Genomic DNA, 21,295 nt, shown 5'->3' with positions numbered 1-21,295 from the left:
GCTGCCCTCCGGCCCGGCCAGCCCGACGAAGACCGTGCCCGCGGGGTGGCCCTCGAGCTCGTCCGGCCCGGCGACGCCGGTGGTGGCCAGGCCGTAGGTGGCGCCCAGGGTATTTCGGACTGCTTCCGCCATCGCCACGGCACATCCTTCAGAAACCGTGCCCTGCTCGACGATCTGACGGGGTACTCCGTAGCGCACCTTGGCCTCCGGGCTGTACGATACCACGCCGCCCAGATAGACCCGTGAGGCGCCGGGAACCTCGGTCACGAGCGCGCCCAGCAGGCCCCCCGTGAGCGACTCGATGGTGGCGAGGGTGGCGCCGCGGGCCTCGAGCGCGTGCAGCAACACCTGGGGCAGCGTGGCGTCGTCCTCGCCCCATACGGCGGGGCCCAGCTTGGGCCGGATGAGCCGCGCCAGGCGCTCGACCTCTTCGGGCTCGCCGCGGATGACCACCTCCACGCCGTGCGCCTTGGCGTAGGTGCCCACCTCGGCCGGGCCCTGCCGCACGAAGAGCTCGCCCATCTCCTCGGTGATCTTAGACTCGCCCAGGCCGAAGGTCTTGAAGGCCTTCTGCGCGTAGGCGCGCCGGGGCAGGCCGAGCTGGGGCAGGAGCTGCTGCCACATGGGCCGCCACTCGGCGGGCGGGCCGGGGAGGGCCACCACGTCGAGGCCGTCGCGGCGCACCCACCAGCCCGGCGCGGTGCCGCGCGGGTTGGGCAGCCAGGTGGCGGAGGGGATCTTCATGGCCTGCTTGCGGTTGGCCTCGGGCATGGCCCAGCCGCGCGCGGCGAAGAGCTCCTCGAGCCAGCGCAGCACTTCGGGGTCGGGCTCCAGCTCCTCGCCCAAGGCGGCCGCGACGGCCTCGCGGGTCACGTCGTCGGGGGTGGGGCCCAGCCCGCCGGAGAGCACCACCAGCCGGGCGTGGCCCAGCAACTGCCGCAGCTCGGCGGTGAGGGCCTCCAGGTCGTCGGATACGCGCAGGGTGCGGCGCACCTCCACGGCGTAGGGCTGCAGGCTACGCGCGATCTCGGCGGTGTTGGTGTCCACCGTCTCGCCGTACAGAAGCTCGCTCCCTACCCCGATGATTTCTGTTAACAACATAATCAACTCCTGTCAGTATAGCTAATACTTAACGGGCTGTCCAGAGCCTCACCCGATGATACCGCGGCAGGCTCCAGAACGGGATTCTCGCGGGTTCGGCGTCGGCTCGGGGGTTAGCGGGGGCTGCCGGCGGCGGGCCAGAAGGCCAGCACCTCCCACTCCTCGCGGCTGAGCTCGACGCCCTCGGGGAAGCGGTCGAGGAGGTGCTGCCGCAGCCGGGGGGCGTGGTGGGCGAGGTAGCGGTCGAGGGCGGCGCGGTCGTGGGCCTCGTAGCGGACGCGGTAGCGCCCGGGGGCCGAGCGGCTGAAGCTGGCCCCGGCGAAGGCGCCGGTCTCGAGCAGGTCGGGGACGTGGCGCTCGCGCATGTAGCGCTCGTAGGCCTCGCAAAGGTCGGGGCGCACCGTGGCCGTGACCTCGTAGGTGATCATGGCCTGCCCCCTTGCAGCGGCGGCTCGAGCACCCGCGCCGCCGACCCGCCCGCCCACACCTCTTCCCCCACCCCGACCTCCTTGCGCAGCAGCGCCAGGGCCAGCGGACCGCCCTGGGGCGAGAGGGCCACGGTGCCCACCCTGCCCACCGCCTTCTCGCCGCGCCGCACCTCGGCCCCGGGCTCGAGCCCCTCCCCCTGCAAGGCCATCAGGCGGTAGCGGGTGTTGCCGCGGGCCTCGAGCCGGGCCATGATCTCCTGGCCCAGGTAGCAGCCCTTCTTATAGGAGACCCGCGCCTCCAGCCCCACCTCCTGCGGCAATTCGCCCAGGGCCTCGGGGTTGCTGGCCAGCCCCTGCTCGACGCGCCAGAGGGCGTAGGCCTGGGGGCTCACCTCCACCCCGCCCGCGCCCAGCACCTGCCGGCGGACGGCCTCGAGCCTTTCGGCGGGCACGACCAGCCGCAGGCCGCGGGCGTGGCGGGCCACGACCCCGCCCTCGTGCTCGGCCCAGCGCCCGGCCTCGGGCGCGGGCAGGACCTCGGCCGCGCACGGGCCGACGAGCTCGAGCAGCGCGTAGCCCGGCAGCTCGGCCACCTCGACCTGGTCGAAGATGATGTAGCGCAGGAAGCGCTGGCGCAGCTCGGCGGGGCGGTCGGTGGTGAGCCACAACCGCTCGGGGAGGTGGAAGACCTCGCCTAAGAACTCGACCTGGCCGCGGTTGTTGAGGAAAAGGGTCTCGAGCCAGCCGCCCTGGGGCAGGCCCTTGACGTGGGAGGTGCACTGGTTGTGCAAAAAGTCGGCGCGGTCGGCCCCGCGCACCTCGAGCAGGCCCCCGGCGTGCCGGACCAGGCCCACCCCCTGGCGCAGAGCCTCCAGCTCGGCTTCGGAAGGTGCCGCAACGGCGCTTCTCATCCCCTAGAGTCTAGGGATGCCCCGGCACCGGCGGCGTAAGCTCCCGCCCAATCCGCCCGGACACGGCGGGAGCCGGCCGGGCCGCCTACAGCGCGGGCCGCAGCACCCGCACCCGGACCGAGCTCTCTTCTCGAGCTTCCTGGGACTTCGGGCTCGCCGGGGTCGCCCCCGGGCACAGCGCCAGCAGGGGCTTGGGGTCTAGGCCCAGCACCAGCGCATAGTTCCGCAGGTAGCCCCGCGTCAGCGCCGGCTCGGGTAGCTGCTCCCAGGCCTCGCCCTCGAGCGCCTCGACCATCGCGGGCCGCAGCTTGAGCCGCCCCGCCACCTCCGCGACCCCCAGGCCCTTCGCAGCCCGGGCCTCCCGCAACCGCTCTCCAAACCCGCCCATGTCTACCCCCTTGACCTCCATATCCTAAGGGCACTCGGTCATGCCCTCACCACTTGGCGTGCACCGTCTATCCTTACCCACCGAGGGGCTGTAAAGCTAGGCAGAATGACCCGAAAAGCCAAAGGTTGAAGCCGGATTAAGGGGGTAAGCCGTCAGCGGTCAGCTATCAGCCGTCAGCGAAGGGCGAAAGGCTAGTGGCTCGTGGTGGACCCCTCCCCAACCCTCCCGGCCCGCGGGAAGGGTTTATCCCCCCTGCCCCCCTTGCTAAGGGGGTGAAGAAAAGGGCGTTTTGCGTTTCGCGTTTGGCGTTTGGCGTCTGGCGTACGGCGTAGGACGTACGACGTACGACCTGCGTTCGGCGTTCGGCTATCGGCTATAGGCTATCGACATCCGGCGTAGGATAATTCCATGACCCCGATCGCGACCTTCTCCCTCGTGGCCCGCGACCCGCAGACCGGCGACCTTGGGATAGCCGTCGCCAGCAAGTTTTTGGCGGTTGGGGCGGTGGTGCCCTGGCTCGAGGCGGGCGTGGGCGCGGTGGCGACGCAGTCTTACGCCAACCCCAGGTTCGGGCCTCAGGGGCTGGCGCTGATGAAGGCCGACGCCGGGATGGAGGAGATCCTGGCGACCTTCCGCCGCACCGACCCGGGGCTGCACACCCGCCAGTTCGGGATGGTCAACGCCAAGGGTGAGAGCCTTTCCTTCACCGGCAACGAGTGCCACGGCTGGGCCGGGGGGAAGTCGGGGGAGAACTTCGCGGCGCAGGGCAACATCCTCAGCGGCCCCGAGGTGATCGACGCGCTGGTGGACACCTTCGCCGCCCTCGACCTCCCCTTCCCCGAGCGGCTGTGCGCCGCGCTCCTGGCCGCCGACCGGGCCGGGGGCGACCGGCGGGGGCGGCAATCGGCGTCGCTGACGGTGGTGGGGGCGGGCAAGGGCTACGGCGGGATGGACCGCTGGATCGACCTGCGCGTGGACGACCACCCCGACCCCTGCCTCGAGCTCGGCCGCCTGCTGGAGATCCACCGCCTGCTCTTCGACAAGCCGCGCGACCCCGAGCCGCTGGGCCGGGAGGACATCGCCTGGCTCCAGCGCCACCTGGCCCGCCTGGGCCACTACGCGGGCGCGGCGACGGGCGAGTGGGACGAGGCCACCGAGAAGGCCTTCCGGGCGCTGGTGGGGATCGAGAACCTCGAGGAACGCTACACCGGCGGCCCCTACCTCGACGCGGTGGCCCTGCGCTACCTCAGGAGCAAGCTGGGGGAATGACCACGAGGGCGCGGCCCCCGCGCTCAGCGGAAGTAGATGCCCAGTTGCAGTCCCAGGATGAGGCCGCCGACCCCCTCGCTGGGGAAGTAGGTGTAGCCCAACTGGGGCTCGAGGTAGAGGGCGATCTGCGGCTGGGCCAGCAGGAATTCCACCCCGCCCAGCGCCCTGGGGGTCAGGCCGAACAGCGAGGCCGCGTCGGTGAAGTAGTAGGACAAAAAGACCCCCGCGCCGTAGTAGAAGAACGAGGACTTGTCCTCGCTCAAGGGGATGCGGCTGATGTAGTCGGCCCCCAGCCCCAGGCCGTTGACGTTGACCGTGGTCACGCCGTCGCTCAGGGTGACGGTGATGGCGGCGTAGTCCAGGCTGAAGCGCCACGGCTGCACGGCATACTCCAGCCCCAGCCCCAGCACCCCCGTCCCGATGTTGGGGTGAATGCCGAAATAGCTCTTCTGACCCCAGGCCAGCCCGCCGAGCAGCAACAGCAATAGCACGAAAATACCCTTCCTCATTCCCGAGACCTCCCCTCGAGCCCGCCCTGAACAATGTTGCGATGCCCAAGGATAGCACAGCAGCCGGGAGGGAAGCCGTCAGCGGTCAGCTATCAGCTATCAGCCGTCAGCGGGAGGCTAGTGGCTCATAGTTCACCCCTCCCCGCGCGCTGGGAGGGGATATCCCCCCCAGCCCCCCTTGCTAAGGGGGGAACAAGGCGTCTTGCGTTTTGCGTCTTGCGTTTTGCGTTTTGCGTACGACGTAGGACCCGCGTTTTGCGTTTGGCGTTCAGCTATGGGCTATCGGCGTTCGGCGTTCGGCGTCCGACACCCCCCCAGCCCTCACGACGGCCTCAACACCGCCACCCCCTGCTCCTTGGCCTTGTACATGCGGCTGTCGGCCAGTTGGAGCAACGTGTGCTGGTTGTTGGCCTCCTCGGGAAAGGTCGCCACGCCGATGTTGAGGCCCATGCACAGCCCCTCGAGGCAGATGGTCTCGACCAGGCTGGCGTAGCGCTGGGCCACCGAGAGGCCGCCGAGCGAGTCGGCGTGGGGCAGGATGGCCGCGAACTCGTCGCCGCCCCAGCGGAAAAGGCTGTCGCTCTTGCGCCGCTCGAGCAGCAGTGCCTGCGCCACCCGCACCAGCGCCTCGTCGCCGCGGGCGTGGCCCAGGCGGTCGTTGACCTGCTTGAAGCCGCGCAGGTCCATGACCAGCAGGGAGAGGGGGTAGCCGTGGCGCTTGGCCCGCTCGAGCTCCTCGGAGAGGCGGCGGTCGAAGGCGCGGCGGTTGGGCAGGCCGGTGAGGGCGTCGGTGAGGGCGGCCTCCTCGAGGAGGTTGCGGTTGCGCACCTCGTGCAGGATGGCGGCCACCGGGGTGCTGAAGAAGCGGGCCACCTCCTTGGAGTAGGCGTCGAAGGCGGCGGGGTCGTGGAAGTTGTCGAGGTTGAGCAGGGCCAGCACCTCGCCCCGGTAGGGGATCGGCAGGGTCAGGTTGGCCTGCATGCGGTCCATGGCCGCGACGCGCTCGAGGGTGTCGTCGGGGGCGGTGCTGCGGCTGATCTCGGCGATGGAGACCTCCTCGGCGGTGACGATGCGCGGCTCGCCGCGCAGCCAGCCCTGGCGGTCCTCGCCGTACCAACGCAGGTGGTCGGTCTCGTTGAAGTGCAGGCCGACAAGGGCCTCGAGGTCGAAGCCCACCACCGCCTGGAAGTAGAAGTGCTCGCCCTTGCGCACCAGCAGGCTGCCCTTCTCGGCCCCCGGCACCAGCCGCACCGCCGCCTCGAGCACCTGCTGGTAGACCTGCGCGGGCGGGGCCTCGACGGTGTCGCGGGCCAGGTGCAGCAGGCCCTCCAGCCGCTCGCGGATCAGGGCGGTCTCCAAAGCCAGGCCCACGGTGCGGCAGGCGGTCTGCAGCAGGTCGCGCTCCGACTGCCGCCATAGCCGCGGGCGCTCGTCGCCCAGGTAGAGCACCACCCGCTGCCGCTCGCCGCCGGGCAGGGGGATGGGGTGGAGCACCAGGCCCTCCAGCGCCTCGAGCAGCAGCTCCAGGGCCGCGCCGTCGTGGGCCGAGGCGCTCTCGATGAACACCGGCTGGCCGCTGCGGTAGACCTGCCAGACCAGCCCGCGGCCGAAGGGGATGCTGGCCTGCACACTGCTCGTGCCCCTGGACGCCAGCAGCACCATGCGCGCGCCCTGCTGCATTAAGATGCCGCCGTGCTGCACCCCCAGGGGGGGCATGAGGATCTCCAGGGCCTGCTCGAGGATCGCGCGCGGGGAGTGGATGGAGGCCAGCGACACCGCCAGCCGGTTGAGCAGCTCGCTCTCCAGCCGCTCCGACAGCCGCGCGAGCTGGGCGCTGACGGCCTGGGCGAAGCGCTCGAGGCCCTGGCGCTCATCGGCCGGGAAGGGCTCGCGGCGCTCGAGGTTGAGCACCGCCACCACCTGCTCGCCCTCGCGCAGCGGCAGGGCCAGTTCGCTGCCGCCGGAGGCCGGGGTGGCGGGGGTGGCGGGGATGTAGCCGGGGTCTTTGTGCACGTCGGCGACGTACTGGGTCTGGCCGGTGGCGTAGGCCCGGCCCACCACGCCCGTGGGGGCGATGGCGCCGGGCAGGTGGGGCGTGCCGGAGAAGGCCACCGGGCGGAAGCCCTCGCCGTTGGGGACCCAGATCGAGGCGTGGCCCTCCCCCTGCCGCTGCAGCAGCTCGGGCAGGGCGGCGAACACCGCCTCGCGGGTGGTGAGGTGGCTGAGGTCCTCGAGCGCCCCCACCAGCAGGGTGAGCTGGCGGGTGGTCTGGGACTGGCGCCGCAGCACGACGTCCAGGCGTAGCCTCGCGCGGTTGCCGAGCAGGACGCTCACCAGCAGGACCAGGGCCAGCCAGGGCAGGTCGGACACCCCCACGACGGCGGCCTCGAGGCCCAGGGCGACCCCGCCGGCGAGCAGGCCCCCCGGCAGGCCGTACAGCGAGGCCAGCGCCGTCACCCCCGTCATCAGCCAGGGCACCTCGTAGCGTTGATCGGGGCGCAGCCAATGCGTCAGGAGCCAGGCCAGCGCTGATGCCAACGCGATGAACCAGACCGTCAGCACCCGGTTTTGCATTGGGGCAAGTATACGGCGTTCAGAGATGATTTTTCACGCAAAAGAACTTTGAACCACCCCCATCGTCGACGCCGGCGGGGAGCCCGTGGGCCGGGCCCGCCGGGTCGGCCGGAGGGTTCAGCCGCAGCCGCGGGCCCAGAGGGTGAGCAGTTCGACGACCTCGAGCGAGTTCCCCAGCCGGTAGGGCGCCAGGCTCTCTCCCCCGCCCACCTTGACCGCGGTGCCGCCCAGGCCCAGCACGGCGGCGAAGCCCTCCTCGTCGGTGCGGTCGTCGCCGATGAAGACGGGGTGGTGCTGCGGGTGCTCCAGGGCCAGTTGGCCGATGGCCCAGCCCTTGCCGTAGCCGACGGGCCGGTACTCGCAGACCTTCTTGCCCGGCATGGCCTCCCAGCCCTCCGGCAGGGGCACCGCCGCCAGCAGCGCGGCCGCCTTGGGCTGCAAGGGCTCGGGGGTGTCGCGGTAGTGCACCGCCAGGGTCCAGCCCTTGTCCTCCAGCCACATCCCCTCGACCTGGGGCAACCTCGAGACGATCTGTTGGATGGCCGCGCGGTCGCGGGGCTGCTCGGGCCGCCCCGGCCACTCCAGCCCGTGCAGGCCGATCACCCGCAGGCCGGGTACCCCCAGGAAGCCGTGGACCTCCTGCGCCCGCCGCCCGGACAGCACGACGAGCCGGTGCTTGCCGTGGCGCTGCAGGGCCTCGAGCGCCTCCGCCGCCCCGCGCTGGGGGAAGGCCCGGCTGGGGTGCACGGCGATGGGGGCTAAGGTGCCGTCGTAGTCGCAGATCACCAGCAAGGGCCGCTCGCCGAGCGAGACCAGCTCCTCTGGGATCATCGCGCCCCCTCCAGGGCGTGCAAAAAGCCCTCGGTCCAGGCGGCCAGGTCGAAGCGGTGCAGGCGGGCCTTGAGCTCGGCCAGGCGCTGCCGCCGCTCCTCCTCGGGCATGGACAAGGCCCGCCCGATGGCCCGGGCCAGGCCGTCGTGGTCGTAGGGGTTGACCAGCAGCGCCTCTTTCAGCTCGGCGGCGGCCCCCGCGAACTCGGAGAGGATCAGCACCCCCCGCTCCGCGACGGCGGCGAACTCCTTGGCGACGAGGTTGAGGCCGTCGCGCAGCGGGGTCACCAGCATCACGTCGGCGGCCAGGTAGTGCGCGACGAGCTCGCGGCGCTCGAACCCGCGGGTGATGTAGTGCACCGGGGTCCAGCCCGCCCGGCCGTAGGTGCCGTTGATGCGCCCGACCAGCCGGTCGATCTGCTCGCGCAGTTGGCGGTAGGCGTCGACCTGCTCGCGGCTGGGCACCGCGATCTGCACCAGCGTGACCTTGCCGTGGGCCTCGGGGTGGCGGCCCAGATACTCCCCGAAGGCCTCCAGGCGCTCGGGGATGCCCTTGGTGTAGTCCAGCCGGTCCACGCCCAGCAAAAAGGGGGTGCCCACCTGCTGGCGCAGCTCCTCGGCGGCCCGGCGCACCTCGCTCGAGCAGGCCAGCTCGGCGAAGGCCTTGGCCTCGACGCCGATGGGGAAGGACTCCACCCGCACCGGGCGCTCGGGGGTCTGCACGGCGTGGCCGTCGTTGTCGTAGCCCAGCACGATGCGGCAGCACGAGCGGAAGTGGCGGGCGTACTCAGGCACGTGAACCCCCACCACGTCGGCGCCCAGGATGCCCTCGAGGATCTCGTGGTCCCAGGGCAGGGTGCGGAACACCTCGCTCGAGGGCCAGGGGATGTGCCAGAAGAAGCCGATCCTGGCCTCGGGCAGCGCCTCGCGCACCAGGCGGGGCACCAGGCAGAGCTGGTAGTCGTGCACCCACACCAGGTCGCCGGGCCGGTAGGCCTGCAGCACCGCCTCGGCGAAGCGCCGGTTGACCCGCTGGTAGGCCTTCCAGTAGCGGCCCAGGTAGCGCACCCGGTTGAGGAAGTAGTGGCTCATGGGCCACAGCGCGCGGTTGGAGAAGCCGTAGTAGTAGTCCTGCAGCTCGCTCTCGCGCAAAGGCAGGCGCTCGAGGCGGTAGCGCCCCTCCCCCGGCGGCAGCTCGACGCTGCGGATCTCGCGCTCCCCGTCGCCCCAGGCGATCCAGGTGCCCCCACGCTCGCGCAGCACCGGGTCGAGGGCGGCGGTGAGCCCCCCCACCGCCGCCTTCCAGTGCAGCTCGTGCCCCTCGCGCACCGGGCTGTAGGGCTCGCGGTTGGAGACGACGATCAAGCCCACACGATCTCCTCGCCTTCCAGCGCGCTCTGGTAGACCTCGAGGTAGCGCGGCAGGATGTGCTCGGGCCGGAAGTTCTGCACCGCGCGCTCGCGGGCCGCCCGCCCCATCTCGGCGCGGCGCCGGGGGTCGGCGAGGATGCCGAGCACGGCCTCGGCCATGGCCTCGGTGTGGCCCACCGGGCAGAGGTGGCCGCTCTCGCCCTCGACCACCACCTCCGGCAGCCCCCCGGCCCGGCTCGCCACCACCGGGACCCCGCAGCTCATGGCCTCCAGCGCCACCAGCCCGAAGGACTCCTCCTCCGAGGGCAGCAAGAACACGTCGGCCACCGCCATGAACCGCTCGACCGCCGGGGTGAAGTCGATGAACTGCACCCGGCCCGCCAGGTCGAGCTCGAGCGCGAGCTCCTGGCACTCCCGCCGCGCCGGGCCGTCGCCGATCATCAGCAAGCGCGCCGGGCGCTCGCGGGCGACGGCGGAGAAGACGCGGATGACGTCCTGCGGGCGCTTGACCGGGCGGAAGTTGGAGACGTGCAGCAGGATGGCCTCCTCGGGCTGGGCGTACTTGAGGCGGTTGGCGGGGTCGGGGTTGGGGCGGAAGCGCTCGGTGTCGACCCAGTTATGGACCACGTGGATGGGCCGCTCGATGCCCAGGTTGCGCCGGGTGTCCTGCTCGAGCGAGCGCGAGACGGCCGTGACCGCGTCGGACTCCTGCACCGCGTGCTTGGTGGTGTGGGCGAAGGCGGGCTCGAGGCCCAGCAGCGTCACGTCGGTGCCGTGCAGGGTGGTCACGACCTTGATGGGCAGGCCCATGCTGCGGGCCATCAGGGCGCTGGTGGCGTGGGGGATGGCGTAGTGGGCGTGGACGATCTCGACGCCGTGGCGCTCGACCACCTGGGCCAGGGCGTTGGAGGCGGTGAGGATGGTCATGGGCTCCTTGAACAGCGGGTAGTCGGCGCCGGTGATCTGGTGGAAGTGCAGGGTGCCCTGGCCCGACTTGCGGCCCGTGCGGGCGAGCCAGCCCAGCACGCTCTCGCGGCTCTTCTTGAGCCAGTGGCCCCAGCCCTTGGGGTTCTCGCCCAGGTCGCGCACCAAAGCCGGGGCGTGGTCCCCCGCGATGGCCATGCGGTCGTCGGTGAGGCGGAAGGGCCGCTCGGTGGCGACGATGTGGACCTGGTGCCCCAGCCCCGCCAGGGCGATCGCCAACTCGGTGGCGACCACGCCGGAGCCCCCGGCGCTGGTGTGGCATAGGATGGCAATCTTACGGCGGTTATCCATAAAGGCTTCCTCGTTTCGCCGAATTAATGCCAGGTGAAACGGTTGCTGCCCTGAAAGCGGCCTGAAGCCCTTCTGAACACCGGCTGAGGGGGAGCTGAGGATTTGGCTCACGCCGCGGCTTCGTGCCATTAATTGCCCTATGGCCGTACCTGCCGACGGACTGTGGTTCAAGGACGCGGTGTTCTACGAGTTGCACGTGCGCAGCTTCCAGGACTCCAACGCCGACGGGATCGGGGACTTCCCCGGGCTCACCAGCCGCCTGGACTACCTCCAGAAGCTGGGGGTGGACTGCCTGTGGCTCATGCCCTTCTACCCCTCCCCCCTGCGCGACGACGGCTACGACATCGCCGACTACAAGAACGTCAACCCCGACTACGGCACCCTCGACGACTTCCGCCGCTTCCTCGAGGAGGCCCACGCCCGCGGCCTGCGGGTGATCGCCGACCTGGTGGTCAACCACACCTCCGACGCTCACTTCTGGTTCCAAGAAGCCCTCAAGGGCCCCGACAACCCCTACCACGACTACTACGTCTGGAGCGACACCCCCGACCGCTACAAGGACGCGCGCGTCATCTTCATCGACACCGAGCACTCCAACTGGGCCTGGGAGCCGAGGGTGGGCAAGTTCTACTGGCACCGCTTCTTCTCCAGCCAGCCCGACCTCAACTACAACAACCCCCGCGTGCAGGAGGAGATGCTCGACGTGGTGCGCTTCTGGCTCGAGCTAGGCCTGGACGGCTTCCGCGTCGACGCCGTGCCCTACCTCTTCGAGCGCGAGGGCACCAACTGCGAGAACCTGCCCGAGACCCACGCCTTCCTGGCGAGGCTGCGCCGCTTCATGGACGAGCACTTCCCCGGGCGGCTGCTGCTGGCCGAGGCCAACCAGTGGCCCGAAGACGTCATCCACTACTTCGGCACTGCCGAGAACCCCGAGTTCCACATGTGCTTCAACTTCCCGCTGATGCCGCGCATCTTCATGGCGCTGCGCCGGGAGGAGCGCCGCCCCATCGAGGAGATCGTGGGGCGCCTCCCCCCCATCCGCGAGGACTGCCAGTGGGCCATCTTCCTGCGCAACCACGACGAGCTGACGCTCGAGATGGTCACCGACGAGGAGCGCGACTACATGTACAGCGAGTACGCCAGGGAGCCGCGCATGAAGGTGAACCTGGGCATAAGGCGGCGGCTGGCGCCCTTGCTCGAGGGCGGGCGGCGGCAGCTCGAGCTCGTCCACTCGCTGCTGTTCACCCTCCCCGGCAGCCCCATCCTCTACTACGGCGACGAGATCGCCATGGGCGACAACATCTACCTCGGCGACCGCCACGCGGTGCGCACCCCCATGCAGTGGAGCATCGACCGCAACGCCGGCTTCTCCCGCGCCGACGCCAGCCGCCTCTATAGCCCCGTGATCGTCGACCCGCCCTACGGCTACCAGGGCGTCAACGTCGAGGCCCAGGAGCGCAGCCCCACCTCCTTCCTCAACTGGATGCGCCGCATCCTGGCCGTGCGCAAGCAGTACCGCGTGTTCGGCCGCGGCGAGATGATCTTCCTCCGCCCGCAAAACCCGAAGGTGCTGGCCTACGTCCTGAGCTACCAGGACCAGGAGGTGCTGGTGGTCAACAACCTCTCCCGCTTCTCCCAGCCCGTCGAGCTCGACCTGCGCCCCTGGGCCGGCAAAGTCCCCGTCGAGATGATCGGCGGCACCCCCTTCCCGCCCATCGGCGAACTGCCCTACTTCGTCACACTGGGGCCGCATTCGTTCTTCTGGTTCCGGCTGGACAGGCAGTGAGGGAGCGGTAATACCAGATTCGGTTGGTCCGTCACCGAACGGTGACGGACCAACCCGACCGAAGGGAGTGCTCTGGGGTCCAAAAAGATAGCCTCCGGGGCTCTTTGGATCGGATGATTATCTTTTTGAATCCGGTATAAGCGGTAAGCCGTCAGCGGTCAGCTTTCAGCCGTCAGCGGAAGGCCCGTGGCCCGTGCAAAACCCCGCCCCGCACGCGGGGCGGGGGTATCCCCCCAGCCCCCCTTGCTAAGGGGGGTGAAGAAAGGGCGTTTGGCGTTTCGCGTCTTGCGTTTTGCGTCTGGCGTACGACGTACGACGCACCACCCGCGCCCGGCTATCGGCTATCGACCATCGACTATCGACTATCGACGCCCACGGGCTGCCGCCCCGTAGCCCACGCCAGGAAGCCTAGCCCCACCAGTGCTGCTACCACCGAGGCCGAGAGCACGCCGATCTTGGCCTGGTTCAGCAGCGTGGCCGAGCCCTCGAAGGCCAGCGTGGCCACGAACAGCGACATGGTGAAGCCGATGGCGCCCAAGAAGCCCGCGCCCAGGATCATGGGCCAGGTGACGCCCGCGGGGAGGGCGGCGATGCCGGAGCGCACGGCCAGCCAGCAGACGCCGAAGATGCCCAGCGGCTTGCCCAGCAACAGGCCCAGCGAGGCGCCCACCGCCACCTCCCCGTAGCCGGCCCCGGCGACGCTCACGCCCGCGTTGAAGAAGGCGAAGACCGGCATGATGAAGTAGGCCGACCAGGGGTGGAGGGTGCGCTCGAGCCGGTGCAGGGGGCTCTGGGCGTTGCGCAGGGTGTCCTCGAGCGAGTCCATCTCGGCCTCGAGGTTCTCGGGGTCGCGGCGGGCGGCCTCGTCGAGGGTGGTCCGGAGGTCGGGGAGGGCGACCGCGCGGCGCAGGGGGACGGCGAGGGCGAGGAGCACCGCGGCCACGGTGGGGCTCACGCCGGACTCGAGCATGAAGTACCACATGAACGCCCCCGCCAGCAGGTAGGCGAAGAGGTTGGTGACCCCGGCCCGCCCCAACAGCAGGGCGACGCCGAAGAAGCCGAGCGCGGCCAGCAGGGCGGGGAGGTCGAGGCCCTGGGTGTAGAAGAAGGCGATCACCAGCACCGCGCCCAGGTCGTCGACGATGGCGAAGGCGGTGAGGAAGACCTTGAGCCCCAGCGGAACCCGCTTGCCCAGCAGCGACAGCACCCCGATGGCGAAGGCGATGTCGGTGGCCATGGGCACGCCCCAGCCCGCCACCCCGGCGCCGGCGGCGTTGAACAGCACGTAAATCAGCGCGGGCACCACCATCCCGCCCAGGGCCGCGAGGATGGTCAGCATCGAGCGGCGGGGGTCGGAGAGCTCGCCCTGCACGATCTCGCGCTTGATCTCCAGGCCCACCAGCAAGAAGAAGAAGGCCATCAGGAGGTCCTTGACCCAGCTCGCCAGCGGCTTCTGCAGCCCGGCGTCGCCGAAGCTCAGCCCGATGGGGAATTGCTTGAGCTCGAAGTACCAGCTCGAGGCCGGGGAGTTGGCGATGGCGAAGGCGGCCAGCGCGGCGGCGAAGAGGATGAAGCCGCTGCGGGCCTCGCTGTTCCAGAACTCGACGAAGGGCCGGACGATTCGACGCATGTTTCCTCCTACACAAAGGGCGGAGACCGGTTGACAGTCTCCACCCGTGCGGCTGCCGGAGGCCGCGCTCCTGCTGCGGAAGCAGCGAATTGTGGCTCGAGTATACCAGCAGGCTTCCTGTGCGAGCCGCCGACGGCCGATAGCCGTCCCCGGCACGTGCGAAAGTGTTTATACCCGATTCGGTTGGTCCGGTGCCGGACGGCGCCGGGCTGACAGGGCCGAAGTTATCCGCGTAGCGGAGGGCGATAGCGCCCCTTGGAAGGGGGTGCTCTGGGATTCAAAAAGATAGCCTCTGAAAGTCTTTAGATCGGATGACTATCTTTTTGAATCCGGTATCACAGGCCACGCTTGGGACGATCGGCCATCGGCAAGCGCTACCGGGCGATGGGCGCGTGCGCCCGCAGGGGCAGCCGCACCGCGACGGTGGTGCCCCGCCCCACCTGGCTCTCCACCGTGACCGCTCCCCCGTGCCGCTCGACGATCCAGTGGGCGATGGCGAGCCCCAGGCCGCTGCCGCCCTTGTTCCGGCTGCGGGCCGGGTCGGCACGGTAGAAGCGCTCGAAGACGTGGGGCAGGTCCTCGGGCGGGATGCCGATGCCGGTGTCGCTCACCGTGAGCCGGGCCTCCTCCCCCTCCGCGTGCAGCGAGAGCCGCACCTCGCCGCCTTCGGGGGTGTACTGGATGGCGTTGTCGAGCAGGATCAGGACGAGCTGCTTGAGGTGGTCACGGTCGCCCAGCACCCAGGCCTCCTCGAGCTCGGGGGCCTCCAGCCGCTGCCCCCGCAGCAGGTAGCGCGCCTCGGTGAGCGCCTCCTGCGCCACGGCCCTGAGGCCGACGGGGGCCTGGCGCAGCGGCAAGCCCGCGTCCCCGCGGGCCAGGGTCAGCAGGTCGTTGACCAGCCGCGACAGGCGCACGGCCTCGCGCTCGGCCATGCGCAAGGTCTTCTCCCGCTCGGCGGCGGGCATCTGGGGGTAGCGGCGCAGGAGCTCGAGGTTGCCCTGGATCGTCGCCAGCGGGGCGCGCAGCTCGTGGGAGGCGTCGGCCACGAAGCGCTTCTGGGCGTTGTCGGCCTCCTGGAGGCTGGAAAGCATCTGGTTGAAGGTCTCGGCCAGGCGCGAGAGCTCGTCGCCGCCGGGGCGGCCCTCCACCCGGCGCGAGAGGTCGCGCGAGCGGGCGATCTGCTGGGCGGCGCGGTTGAGCTGGTCGATGGGCCGCAGGCCGATGGCCGCCAGGGCCAGGCTCAGGCCCAGCACCCCCAGCACCGACAGCACGATCAGGCCCACCAGCAGCAAGCCCAGCGAGCGCACCGAGCGGTCGAGGCCGCCCAGCGGGGTGAGGGCCTCGAGGTAGCCCAGCACCTCCCCGTCGCGCTCCAGCCGCTGCACCAGCGTGCGCCAGCGGGTACCCTCGCCCCGGCTCAGGCCGAAGGCCGCCCCCGCGGGGGTCACGCCGGGGGGTGTCCAGCCGAGGAGGCCCCACCCGCGCGGCCGGGCGGGCGCTTGCTCGAGGAAGCGGGCGGGGTCGATCAGGGGCAGCTCGGGGACGCGGCGCGAGGTGCGCTTGAGCTTGCCGCCGGGGCCGTAAAGCCGGAAGGCGACCTCGAGCTCGGAGAGGTCGGCCTCGAGCACGTAGGAGGTGCCCGAGACCCGCCACCCCGCGGCGACGTGGTTGGCCGACAGCAGCAGCACCTGGTCGAGCAGGCGGTACTGCCCCTGCACGTAGGCCCCCCAGCCCAGCAGCGCTACCAGCGTCACGATGAGCGCGGTGGTGGTGCCGTACCACAGGGCCAGGCGCAGGCGGATGGACACGGCTCGCCCCCGCTAGGCCTCCGCGGGCAGCGCCCGCAGCACGTAGCCCACCCCGCGGATGGTCTGGATCAGCCGGGGCTCGCCGCCGGCCTCGAGCTTCTGCCGCAACTGCTTGACGTAGACCTCGACCACGTTGGGGTCGCCGAAGAAGTCCTCGCCCCAGATGCGGTCGAGGATGCTGCTCTTGGAGAACACCCGCTCGGCGTTCTCCACCAGAAGCTGCAGCAGGCGGTACTCGAGCCCGGTGAGCTGGATCTCGCGCACGCCCCGGAACGCGGTGTGTGCGGCGGGCTCCATCCGCAGGTCGGCGTAGGTGAGCACCTCAGGCTGGGGCTCCTGGTCGCGCATGCGGGCGCGGATGCGCGCCAGCAGGATCTCGAAGCGCACCGGCTTGAGCACGTAGTCGTCGGCGCCGGTCTCGAAGCCCAGCACCTGGTCGTCGGGGGCGTCCTTGCCGGTGAGCAGGATGACCGGGAGCTTCTCGTTGACGGCCTTGAGCCGCCGCAGGACTTCGAGGCCCGAGAGCTCGGGCAGCATCCAGTCGAGCACCACCAGGTCGGGCGGCTGCTCGCGCGCCACCCGCAGCCCCTCCTCGCCGCTGGCCGCCGTGGAGACGGCGTAGCCCTCGTAGGTGAGCCCGACCCGGAGGAAGTGGGTGATGCCCTCGTCGTCGTCGATGACCAGAATGCGTTTCAGGACGATCACCTCCCCGGCTCGAGCATACAGGCTCAGCCCCGGCTCAGCCGCATTCAGCCGGGACTCAGCCGGCATTCAGCCTTCGTTTAGCCCCAGGACAGAGCCGATTCAGGCGGGCCGCCTACGCTGAGGGCGGAAGGAGCTGGCCGGAATGGACTACCAACGCGTGCTGATCCCCGTGCACATCGGGGCCAACAGCCAGGAGGTTGCGCGGGAGGGCCTGGAGATCGCCCGGAGCCTTGGGGCCACGGCCTGCTTCCTCTTCGTCAAGGACAGCACCCTGCGCCACTACCTCAGCCTCACCGGCTACCCCTCGGCCTCCCCGGGCCGCAGCGACGAGGAGGTCGAGCGGGCCATGGACGTCATCGGCTGGCGGGTGCTCGAGGACGACCTGGCCCTGGCCCGCCGCATGGGCGTGGAGGCCGAGGCGCAATTGCTGGGGGGCAACCCCCTGGCGGCGATCCTGGCCCAGATCCGGCCCGGGGACCTGATCGTGGTGGGCTCGCACGAGCGCGGCAGCCTCGCGCACCCCAACCTGGGCTCGGTAGCGCGGGGCCTGGTGGAGAAAGCCCCTATCCCGGTGCTTACCGTGCGGCTGGGCCGTCCGGTGGCTCTGGCGTGAGGCGTTGGGGGTAGGATGCCGGAAGACGTCGATAGCTGATAGCTGATAGCCGATAGCCAAACGCCGCGCCCAGCATCGTGCGTCCTACGTCGTACGTCGTACGCAAAACGCAAGGCGCAAAACGTCCTAGACCCTCGACCCTCGACGCTAACCCGGAGGGCCGGGGGGGATAACCACGAGCCACAGCCACAGGCCACTGGCTGCGAGCCCTCCGGCGTGGAGCCTGGGTCCGGTGCCACGCGTAGGCCTTCGCGAAGCCTAACAGATCCGGGCGTGGTGCTGGCGTGGTCTGGGGATGCTTGGGTAAAAGCTAAAGGACGGGGTGAGAGAACCCCGTCCCGGACTGGAGCCGGTGGTCGGATTTGAACCGACGACCGCTCGATTACGAATCGAGTGCTCTACCGCTGAGCTACACCGGCCCGCAGACAGCTATGTTAGCCGGTTTTGGCCCCAGCGGCAAGTGCGCTCGCTTGACGGGGGGCGCCTCGAGGGAGGATGCTGTGGGCTGCCGTGAACCTTCCTCCTGATACCAAGAGCGCCCGCAAGGACGGGCGCGAGGCCCTGCAGATGCGCCCGCTCAAGCTCGAGCTCGGCTACAGCGCCTACGCCGAGGGCTCGGCACTGGTCGAGCTCGGCCTGACCCGCGTGCTGGTGACGGTCTCGCTGACCGACGGGGTTCCGCGGCACGTCTCGGCCAAGGAGGGCTGGCTGATGGCCGAGTACAACCTGCTGCCGCGCTCGACCAAGGAGCGCAAGGAGCGCGAGCGCCACAAGCTCTCAGGCCGCACCGCCGAGATCCAGCGCTTCATGGGCCGGGCCTTCCGGGCCGCCCTCGACCTCTCGCTCCTGCCCAACAAGACCGTGATCATCGACGCCGACGTACTCCAGGCCGACGGGGGCACCCGCGTGGCCTCGCTGCTGGGCGGCTACGCCGCGCTCTACGCCGCGCTCGACCGGCTGGTGATGCTGGGCAAGATCGACGAGTGGCCGCTGAGCGAGTTCGCCGCCGTGAGCCTGGGCTGGTTCGGGGAGGACCGCATCCTCCTCGACCTCACCCACCACGAAGACGAGAGCGCCTGGGCCGACCTGACGGTGGTGGCTACCAAGGACGGCGACGTCATCGAGGTGCACGGCGGGGGCGAGGGCCGCCCGGTGCCGCAGGCCGTCTACCGGCGCATGCTCGAGACCGGCCTGGGCCAGATGCCCGAATTGATCAAAACCGTGCACGCGCAGATGCGAAAACCCCTATCCTAGGAAACGGCCATGCGCGTACTGGTAGCCACCAACAAAGAGCCCAAGCTCGCTAAGCTTCGCGAGCTTCTGTCCCCGCTGGGGTGGCAGCTCGAGCCCATCGGCAGCTACGCCGGGCTACTGCCCGACCCCGACGCCTCCGGCGAAGACCTCACCGAGCGCGTGCCCGTCGTGGCCGCGCACCTCGCCGACCTCAGCGGCCTGCCCACCCTGCTCGACGAGAGCTGCTTCGAGTACACCCACGCCGGGCAGCGGGTGTTCTTCTCGCTGCAATTCGGCCCCGGCTCCTCGGAGGAGGAGCGCCGCAAGGTGCTGCTGCAGAAGATGCAGGGGCTGCCGCCGCAGGAGCGCGTGACCCGCTTCATGACCGTGCTCACCCTGGCCTACCCCCAGGGCCAGACCGAGACCTACGTCGGCGAGACCCAGGGCGTGCTGCTGCACAAGCCCAAGGGCGAAGGCGGCGTGGGCTACGACGCGCTGTTCTTCGTGCTCGAGGCGGGCAAGACCCTCGCGGAGATGTCCCCCGCCGAGCGCGAGCGCTTCTCGCCGTGGGAGCGGGCCGTGCGCCGGCTGCTGGGGCACCACATCATGGACCACCTGCACCCCACCGTCGAGCTGTCGCCCCCCGCGTCGTCGGCTACACTCGAGGTGGCCCCGGAGGCTGCCAAGCCCTCCGCCCGCCCTACCCCTATGCGCCTACTGGTCGCCACCAACAACCCCGGCAAGTTCCGCGAGCTGCGCGAAGGGCTCGCGCCCTTGGGCTGGGAGCTCGCCTCCCTGCTCGACTACACCTTCAAGATGCCCCCCGAGGACGGGGCGAGCTTCGAGGACAACGCCATGCTCAAGGCGGCCTTCGCCTGCCGCCAGACCGGCCTGCTGACCCTGGCCGACGACTCGGGCCTGGAGGTCGACGCCCTCGACGGCGAGCCCGGGGTCTACTCCGCCCGCTTCGGCGGCCGCAAGAGCGACCTCGAGCGCAACGTCTACCTGCTCGAGCGCCTCAAGGGCGTGCCGATGGAGCAGCGCACGGCCCGCTTCGTGGCGGTGCTGGCGGTGGCCCACCCCCAGGGCTTCATGCAGATGTTCCGCGGCGTGACCGAAGGGGTGATCCTCGAGGCCCCACGCGGCGACAAGGGCTTCGGCTATGACCCTTTGTTCTTCGTGCCCGAAGCGGGCAAGACCTTCGCCGAGATGACCCTGGAGGAGAAGGCCCGCTACTCCCACCGCGGCCGGGCGATGGCGCAGTTGCTCGAGGCCTACAAGGACGGCTTCAAGATCCCCGAGGTGAGCTCCTCGGAGTAGGCCCGGCCCCACGGACCGGCGGCTTTCGGGCCGCCGGTTTTTGCCGCTGAATCCGGCCGGCCGCGCCCCGCGTATGGGGGGATGGAGGTGTCCCATGAAGCGTAAATGGCTGATCGGCATCCTGGCGGTCGTGGGCTTGGCGGTGCTGGCCCAAGGGGGGCAGAAACCCCAGGCCCGCTTCGCCAGCCTCGGCGGCGAGGGGCTCAAGGGCAGCGCGGTGCTGGTGACGCTGCCGAGCGGCGAGCACTGGGCCTTCGTGCAGCTCGAGGGGCTCAAGCCGGGCTCAGGGAGCTACGCCAACCACATCCACTTCAACGACGCGGGCGACGCCAACTGCAAGGCCCAGAACGGCAACAAGATCGTCCCCCTCACCAACCTCGTCGCCGACGCCAACGGCAAAGCCGTGGCCTACACGCTCATCACCGCCGACAAGGTGGCCGCCTACCCCAAGGGCACCACCTACTTCAACGTGCACGCCAACAGCCCCCAGGCCGTAGGGCCCAGCATCGCCTGCGGCGACGTGAGCGCGGTGGGCGATTAAGATTCGGTTAGTTCGTCACCGTTCGGTGACGCCGCCCCGCCAAGGCGGGGCGGCCGACCGAAGTTATCTGCGTGGCGGAGGGCGATACCGCCCCTTGGAAGGGAGACGCTTGCTTCGCCAACCGCCGGGGAGGGGTGCGTTCTAGGGTCCGAAAAGATAGCCCCTGGGGGTCTGGGTTGGAGGGTTATCTTTTTGAACCCGGTATGAAGCCCTGGATGAGGCCGGCGTGCTAAGCTCGGGACGGAGGTATTCCATGAAAGCGTGGCTCTTGCTGGGATTGGCGCTACTGGGTGTAGCCTGCACCCCACAGGGCGGTGGAGGCGGGGAGACCCCCTGCCCGGCCGTGATCGACATTCCGAGCTTCAGCTACAACCCGAGCGACTGCACGACGACCGCCGGCAGCAAAGTCCGCTTCAAGAACAGCGACGACGTCCTGCACGGCGCCATAACCAAGGCGAGCGCCCCCGAGGCCTTCGACACCGGGAACCTGGCGAGCGGCGCCACCTCTGCAGAGATCGCCCTCGACGTCCCCGGCACGTACGAGTACATTTGCACCGCCCACGGGAGCTCGATGGGCGGGAAGATCGTTGTAAAGTGAGGTCACCATGAAAAAAATTCTGACGTGGGTCCTGCTGGGATCGGCTACCGTCCTTCTCTCCCTCGCCCTCGCCCGCCCGCCCTACCGCACCCAGGCGGTTCAGCAGTTCCATTTGAGCCCGAGCATCACCTGCCAGTTCTGCCACGTCAACGCCAACGGCGGGGCCCCCTGGAACCCCTTCGGCGAGCTGGTTCGCGCCAACTTCAAGGGCACCATCAACACCGCCCTCTACGAGGCCCTCAAGGCCATGAAGGACTCCGACGGCGACGGCTACCTCGACGCGCTCGAGGTCTTCGCCGGCACCCTGCCCGGCAGCCCCGACAGCAAGCCGCTGGTGGACGCCGCCTTCCTCAAGGCCAACTTCGACAAGGCCGGCGGCGTGGACCTCTACAAGCCCGCGCAGTAG

At 70.1% G+C, this 21,295-nt stretch carries 20 protein-coding genes, 1 tRNA gene and 1 pseudogene; 9 read left to right on the top strand and 13 right to left on the bottom strand.

Features of this window, described 5'->3' with window-relative positions:
* From MEICH_RS26150 to MEICH_RS0119335, 4 genes are all read right to left on the bottom strand, one after another.
* A partial coding sequence (locus tag MEICH_RS26150) for a CinA family nicotinamide mononucleotide deamidase-related protein (RefSeq protein WP_036219740.1) occupies positions 1-1,101 on the bottom strand: 1,101 nt, incomplete at its 3' end.
* A 113-nt stretch (positions 1,102-1,214) separates the two neighbouring features.
* Positions 1,215-1,529 carry a DUF4286 family protein gene (locus tag MEICH_RS26145; protein ID WP_051304368.1) on the bottom strand — a complete coding sequence of 105 codons (315 nt, stop codon included), beginning with the start codon at positions 1,527-1,529 and terminating at the stop codon, positions 1,215-1,217.
* On the bottom strand, positions 1,526-2,440 hold the full coding sequence (gene ygfZ, locus MEICH_RS26140) for a CAF17-like 4Fe-4S cluster assembly/insertion protein YgfZ (protein WP_051304367.1): 915 nt from the start codon (positions 2,438-2,440) through the stop codon (positions 1,526-1,528). Before ygfZ ends, MEICH_RS26145 begins: the two co-directional genes overlap by 4 nt.
* A gap of 85 nt (positions 2,441-2,525) precedes the next feature.
* Entirely contained in the window at positions 2,526-2,849 is a 324-nt protein-coding gene (locus MEICH_RS0119335; RefSeq protein ID WP_027893960.1) for a helix-turn-helix domain-containing protein, read from the bottom strand.
* Positions 2,850-3,236: 387 nt separating this feature from the next.
* On the opposite strand from MEICH_RS0119335, the gene MEICH_RS0119330 reads away from it, so the two are divergent.
* Complete coding sequence (locus tag MEICH_RS0119330) at positions 3,237-4,097, top strand: DUF1028 domain-containing protein (protein WP_027893959.1); 861 nt, start codon at positions 3,237-3,239, stop codon at positions 4,095-4,097.
* A gap of 23 nt (positions 4,098-4,120) precedes the next feature.
* On the opposite strand, the gene MEICH_RS0119325 is transcribed toward MEICH_RS0119330, so the two are convergent.
* The 5 genes from MEICH_RS0119325 to bshA form a co-directional block, all read right to left on the bottom strand.
* Complete coding sequence (locus MEICH_RS0119325) at positions 4,121-4,606, bottom strand: hypothetical protein (RefSeq protein WP_027893958.1); 486 nt, start codon at positions 4,604-4,606, stop codon at positions 4,121-4,123.
* A 321-nt stretch (positions 4,607-4,927) separates the two neighbouring features.
* Positions 4,928-7,180 (bottom strand): sensor domain-containing diguanylate cyclase, encoded by a 2,253-nt coding sequence (locus MEICH_RS0119320; RefSeq protein ID WP_027893957.1) that lies wholly within the window; start codon positions 7,178-7,180, stop codon positions 4,928-4,930.
* A 117-nt stretch (positions 7,181-7,297) separates the two neighbouring features.
* Positions 7,298-8,011 carry a trehalose-phosphatase gene (gene otsB, locus MEICH_RS0119315; protein WP_027893956.1) on the bottom strand — a complete coding sequence of 238 codons (714 nt, stop codon included), beginning with the start codon at positions 8,009-8,011 and terminating at the stop codon, positions 7,298-7,300.
* The gene (locus MEICH_RS0119310; protein WP_027893955.1) at positions 8,008-9,381 is read right to left on the bottom strand and encodes an alpha,alpha-trehalose-phosphate synthase (UDP-forming); all 1,374 of its coding nucleotides are present in this window, start codon (positions 9,379-9,381) and stop codon (positions 8,008-8,010) included. The genes otsB and MEICH_RS0119310 overlap by 4 nt, the downstream gene beginning before the upstream one ends.
* On the bottom strand, positions 9,372-10,655 hold the full coding sequence (gene bshA / locus MEICH_RS0119305; RefSeq protein WP_027893954.1) for an N-acetyl-alpha-D-glucosaminyl L-malate synthase BshA: 1,284 nt from the start codon (positions 10,653-10,655) through the stop codon (positions 9,372-9,374). Before bshA ends, MEICH_RS0119310 begins: the two co-directional genes overlap by 10 nt.
* A 139-nt stretch (positions 10,656-10,794) precedes the next feature.
* Between bshA and treS the strand changes: the two genes are divergently transcribed.
* Positions 10,795-12,441 (top strand): maltose alpha-D-glucosyltransferase, encoded by a 1,647-nt coding sequence (treS, locus tag MEICH_RS0119300; RefSeq protein WP_027893953.1) that lies wholly within the window; start codon positions 10,795-10,797, stop codon positions 12,439-12,441.
* 355 nt (positions 12,442-12,796) lie between these two features.
* Here treS and nhaA read toward each other — a convergent pair whose 3' ends face one another.
* From nhaA to MEICH_RS0119285, 3 genes are all read right to left on the bottom strand, one after another.
* Entirely contained in the window at positions 12,797-14,071 is a 1,275-nt protein-coding gene (gene nhaA / locus MEICH_RS0119295) for a Na+/H+ antiporter NhaA (protein ID WP_027893952.1), read from the bottom strand.
* A gap of 374 nt (positions 14,072-14,445) precedes the next feature.
* Positions 14,446-15,879: a sensor histidine kinase gene (locus MEICH_RS0119290; protein ID WP_027893951.1), complete on the bottom strand. Its 1,434-nt coding sequence runs from the start codon at positions 15,877-15,879 to the stop codon at positions 14,446-14,448.
* Positions 15,880-15,891: 12 nt separating this feature from the next.
* On the bottom strand, positions 15,892-16,584 hold the full coding sequence (locus MEICH_RS0119285) for a response regulator transcription factor (RefSeq protein WP_036219734.1): 693 nt from the start codon (positions 16,582-16,584) through the stop codon (positions 15,892-15,894).
* A 142-nt stretch (positions 16,585-16,726) separates the two neighbouring features.
* Here MEICH_RS0119285 and MEICH_RS27440 point away from each other — a divergent pair, with 142 nt between their 5' ends.
* Positions 16,727-17,197: a universal stress protein gene (locus MEICH_RS27440; protein WP_051304366.1), complete on the top strand. Its 471-nt coding sequence runs from the start codon at positions 16,727-16,729 to the stop codon at positions 17,195-17,197.
* A 344-nt stretch (positions 17,198-17,541) separates the two neighbouring features.
* Here the strand turns inward: MEICH_RS27440 and MEICH_RS0119275 are convergent.
* Positions 17,542-17,616 (bottom strand) — tRNA-Thr (locus MEICH_RS0119275).
* A gap of 76 nt (positions 17,617-17,692) precedes the next feature.
* On the opposite strand from MEICH_RS0119275, the gene rph reads away from it, so the two are divergent.
* From rph to MEICH_RS0119250, 6 genes and pseudogenes are all read left to right on the top strand, one after another.
* Positions 17,693-18,451, top strand: a complete 759-nt coding sequence (gene rph, locus MEICH_RS0119270; protein WP_051304365.1) for a ribonuclease PH — start codon at positions 17,693-17,695, stop codon at positions 18,449-18,451.
* 9 nt (positions 18,452-18,460) lie between these two features.
* Positions 18,461-19,012 (top strand): annotated as a pseudogene (locus MEICH_RS30325) (non-canonical purine NTP pyrophosphatase); the annotation flags it as partial.
* A 126-nt stretch (positions 19,013-19,138) separates the two neighbouring features.
* Positions 19,139-19,750 (top strand): RdgB/HAM1 family non-canonical purine NTP pyrophosphatase, encoded by a 612-nt coding sequence (gene rdgB / locus MEICH_RS30320; protein WP_027893948.1) that lies wholly within the window; start codon positions 19,139-19,141, stop codon positions 19,748-19,750.
* A 94-nt stretch (positions 19,751-19,844) separates the two neighbouring features.
* On the top strand, positions 19,845-20,291 hold the full coding sequence (locus tag MEICH_RS0119260) for a CHRD domain-containing protein (RefSeq protein WP_027893947.1): 447 nt from the start codon (positions 19,845-19,847) through the stop codon (positions 20,289-20,291).
* Positions 20,292-20,544: 253 nt separating this feature from the next.
* Positions 20,545-20,889, top strand: coding sequence for a plastocyanin/azurin family copper-binding protein (locus tag MEICH_RS0119255; RefSeq protein WP_027893946.1), 345 nt, complete (start codon positions 20,545-20,547; stop codon positions 20,887-20,889).
* Positions 20,890-20,896: 7 nt separating this feature from the next.
* Positions 20,897-21,295, top strand: coding sequence for a hypothetical protein (locus MEICH_RS0119250; protein WP_027893945.1), 399 nt, complete (start codon positions 20,897-20,899; stop codon positions 21,293-21,295).

Source organism: Calidithermus chliarophilus DSM 9957 (assembly GCF_000430045.1).
Taxonomy (GTDB): domain Bacteria; phylum Deinococcota; class Deinococci; order Deinococcales; family Thermaceae; genus Calidithermus; species Calidithermus chliarophilus.
The sequence above is the reverse complement of the archived record's forward strand: the minus strand, read 5'-3'. Positions and strand labels throughout refer to the sequence as shown.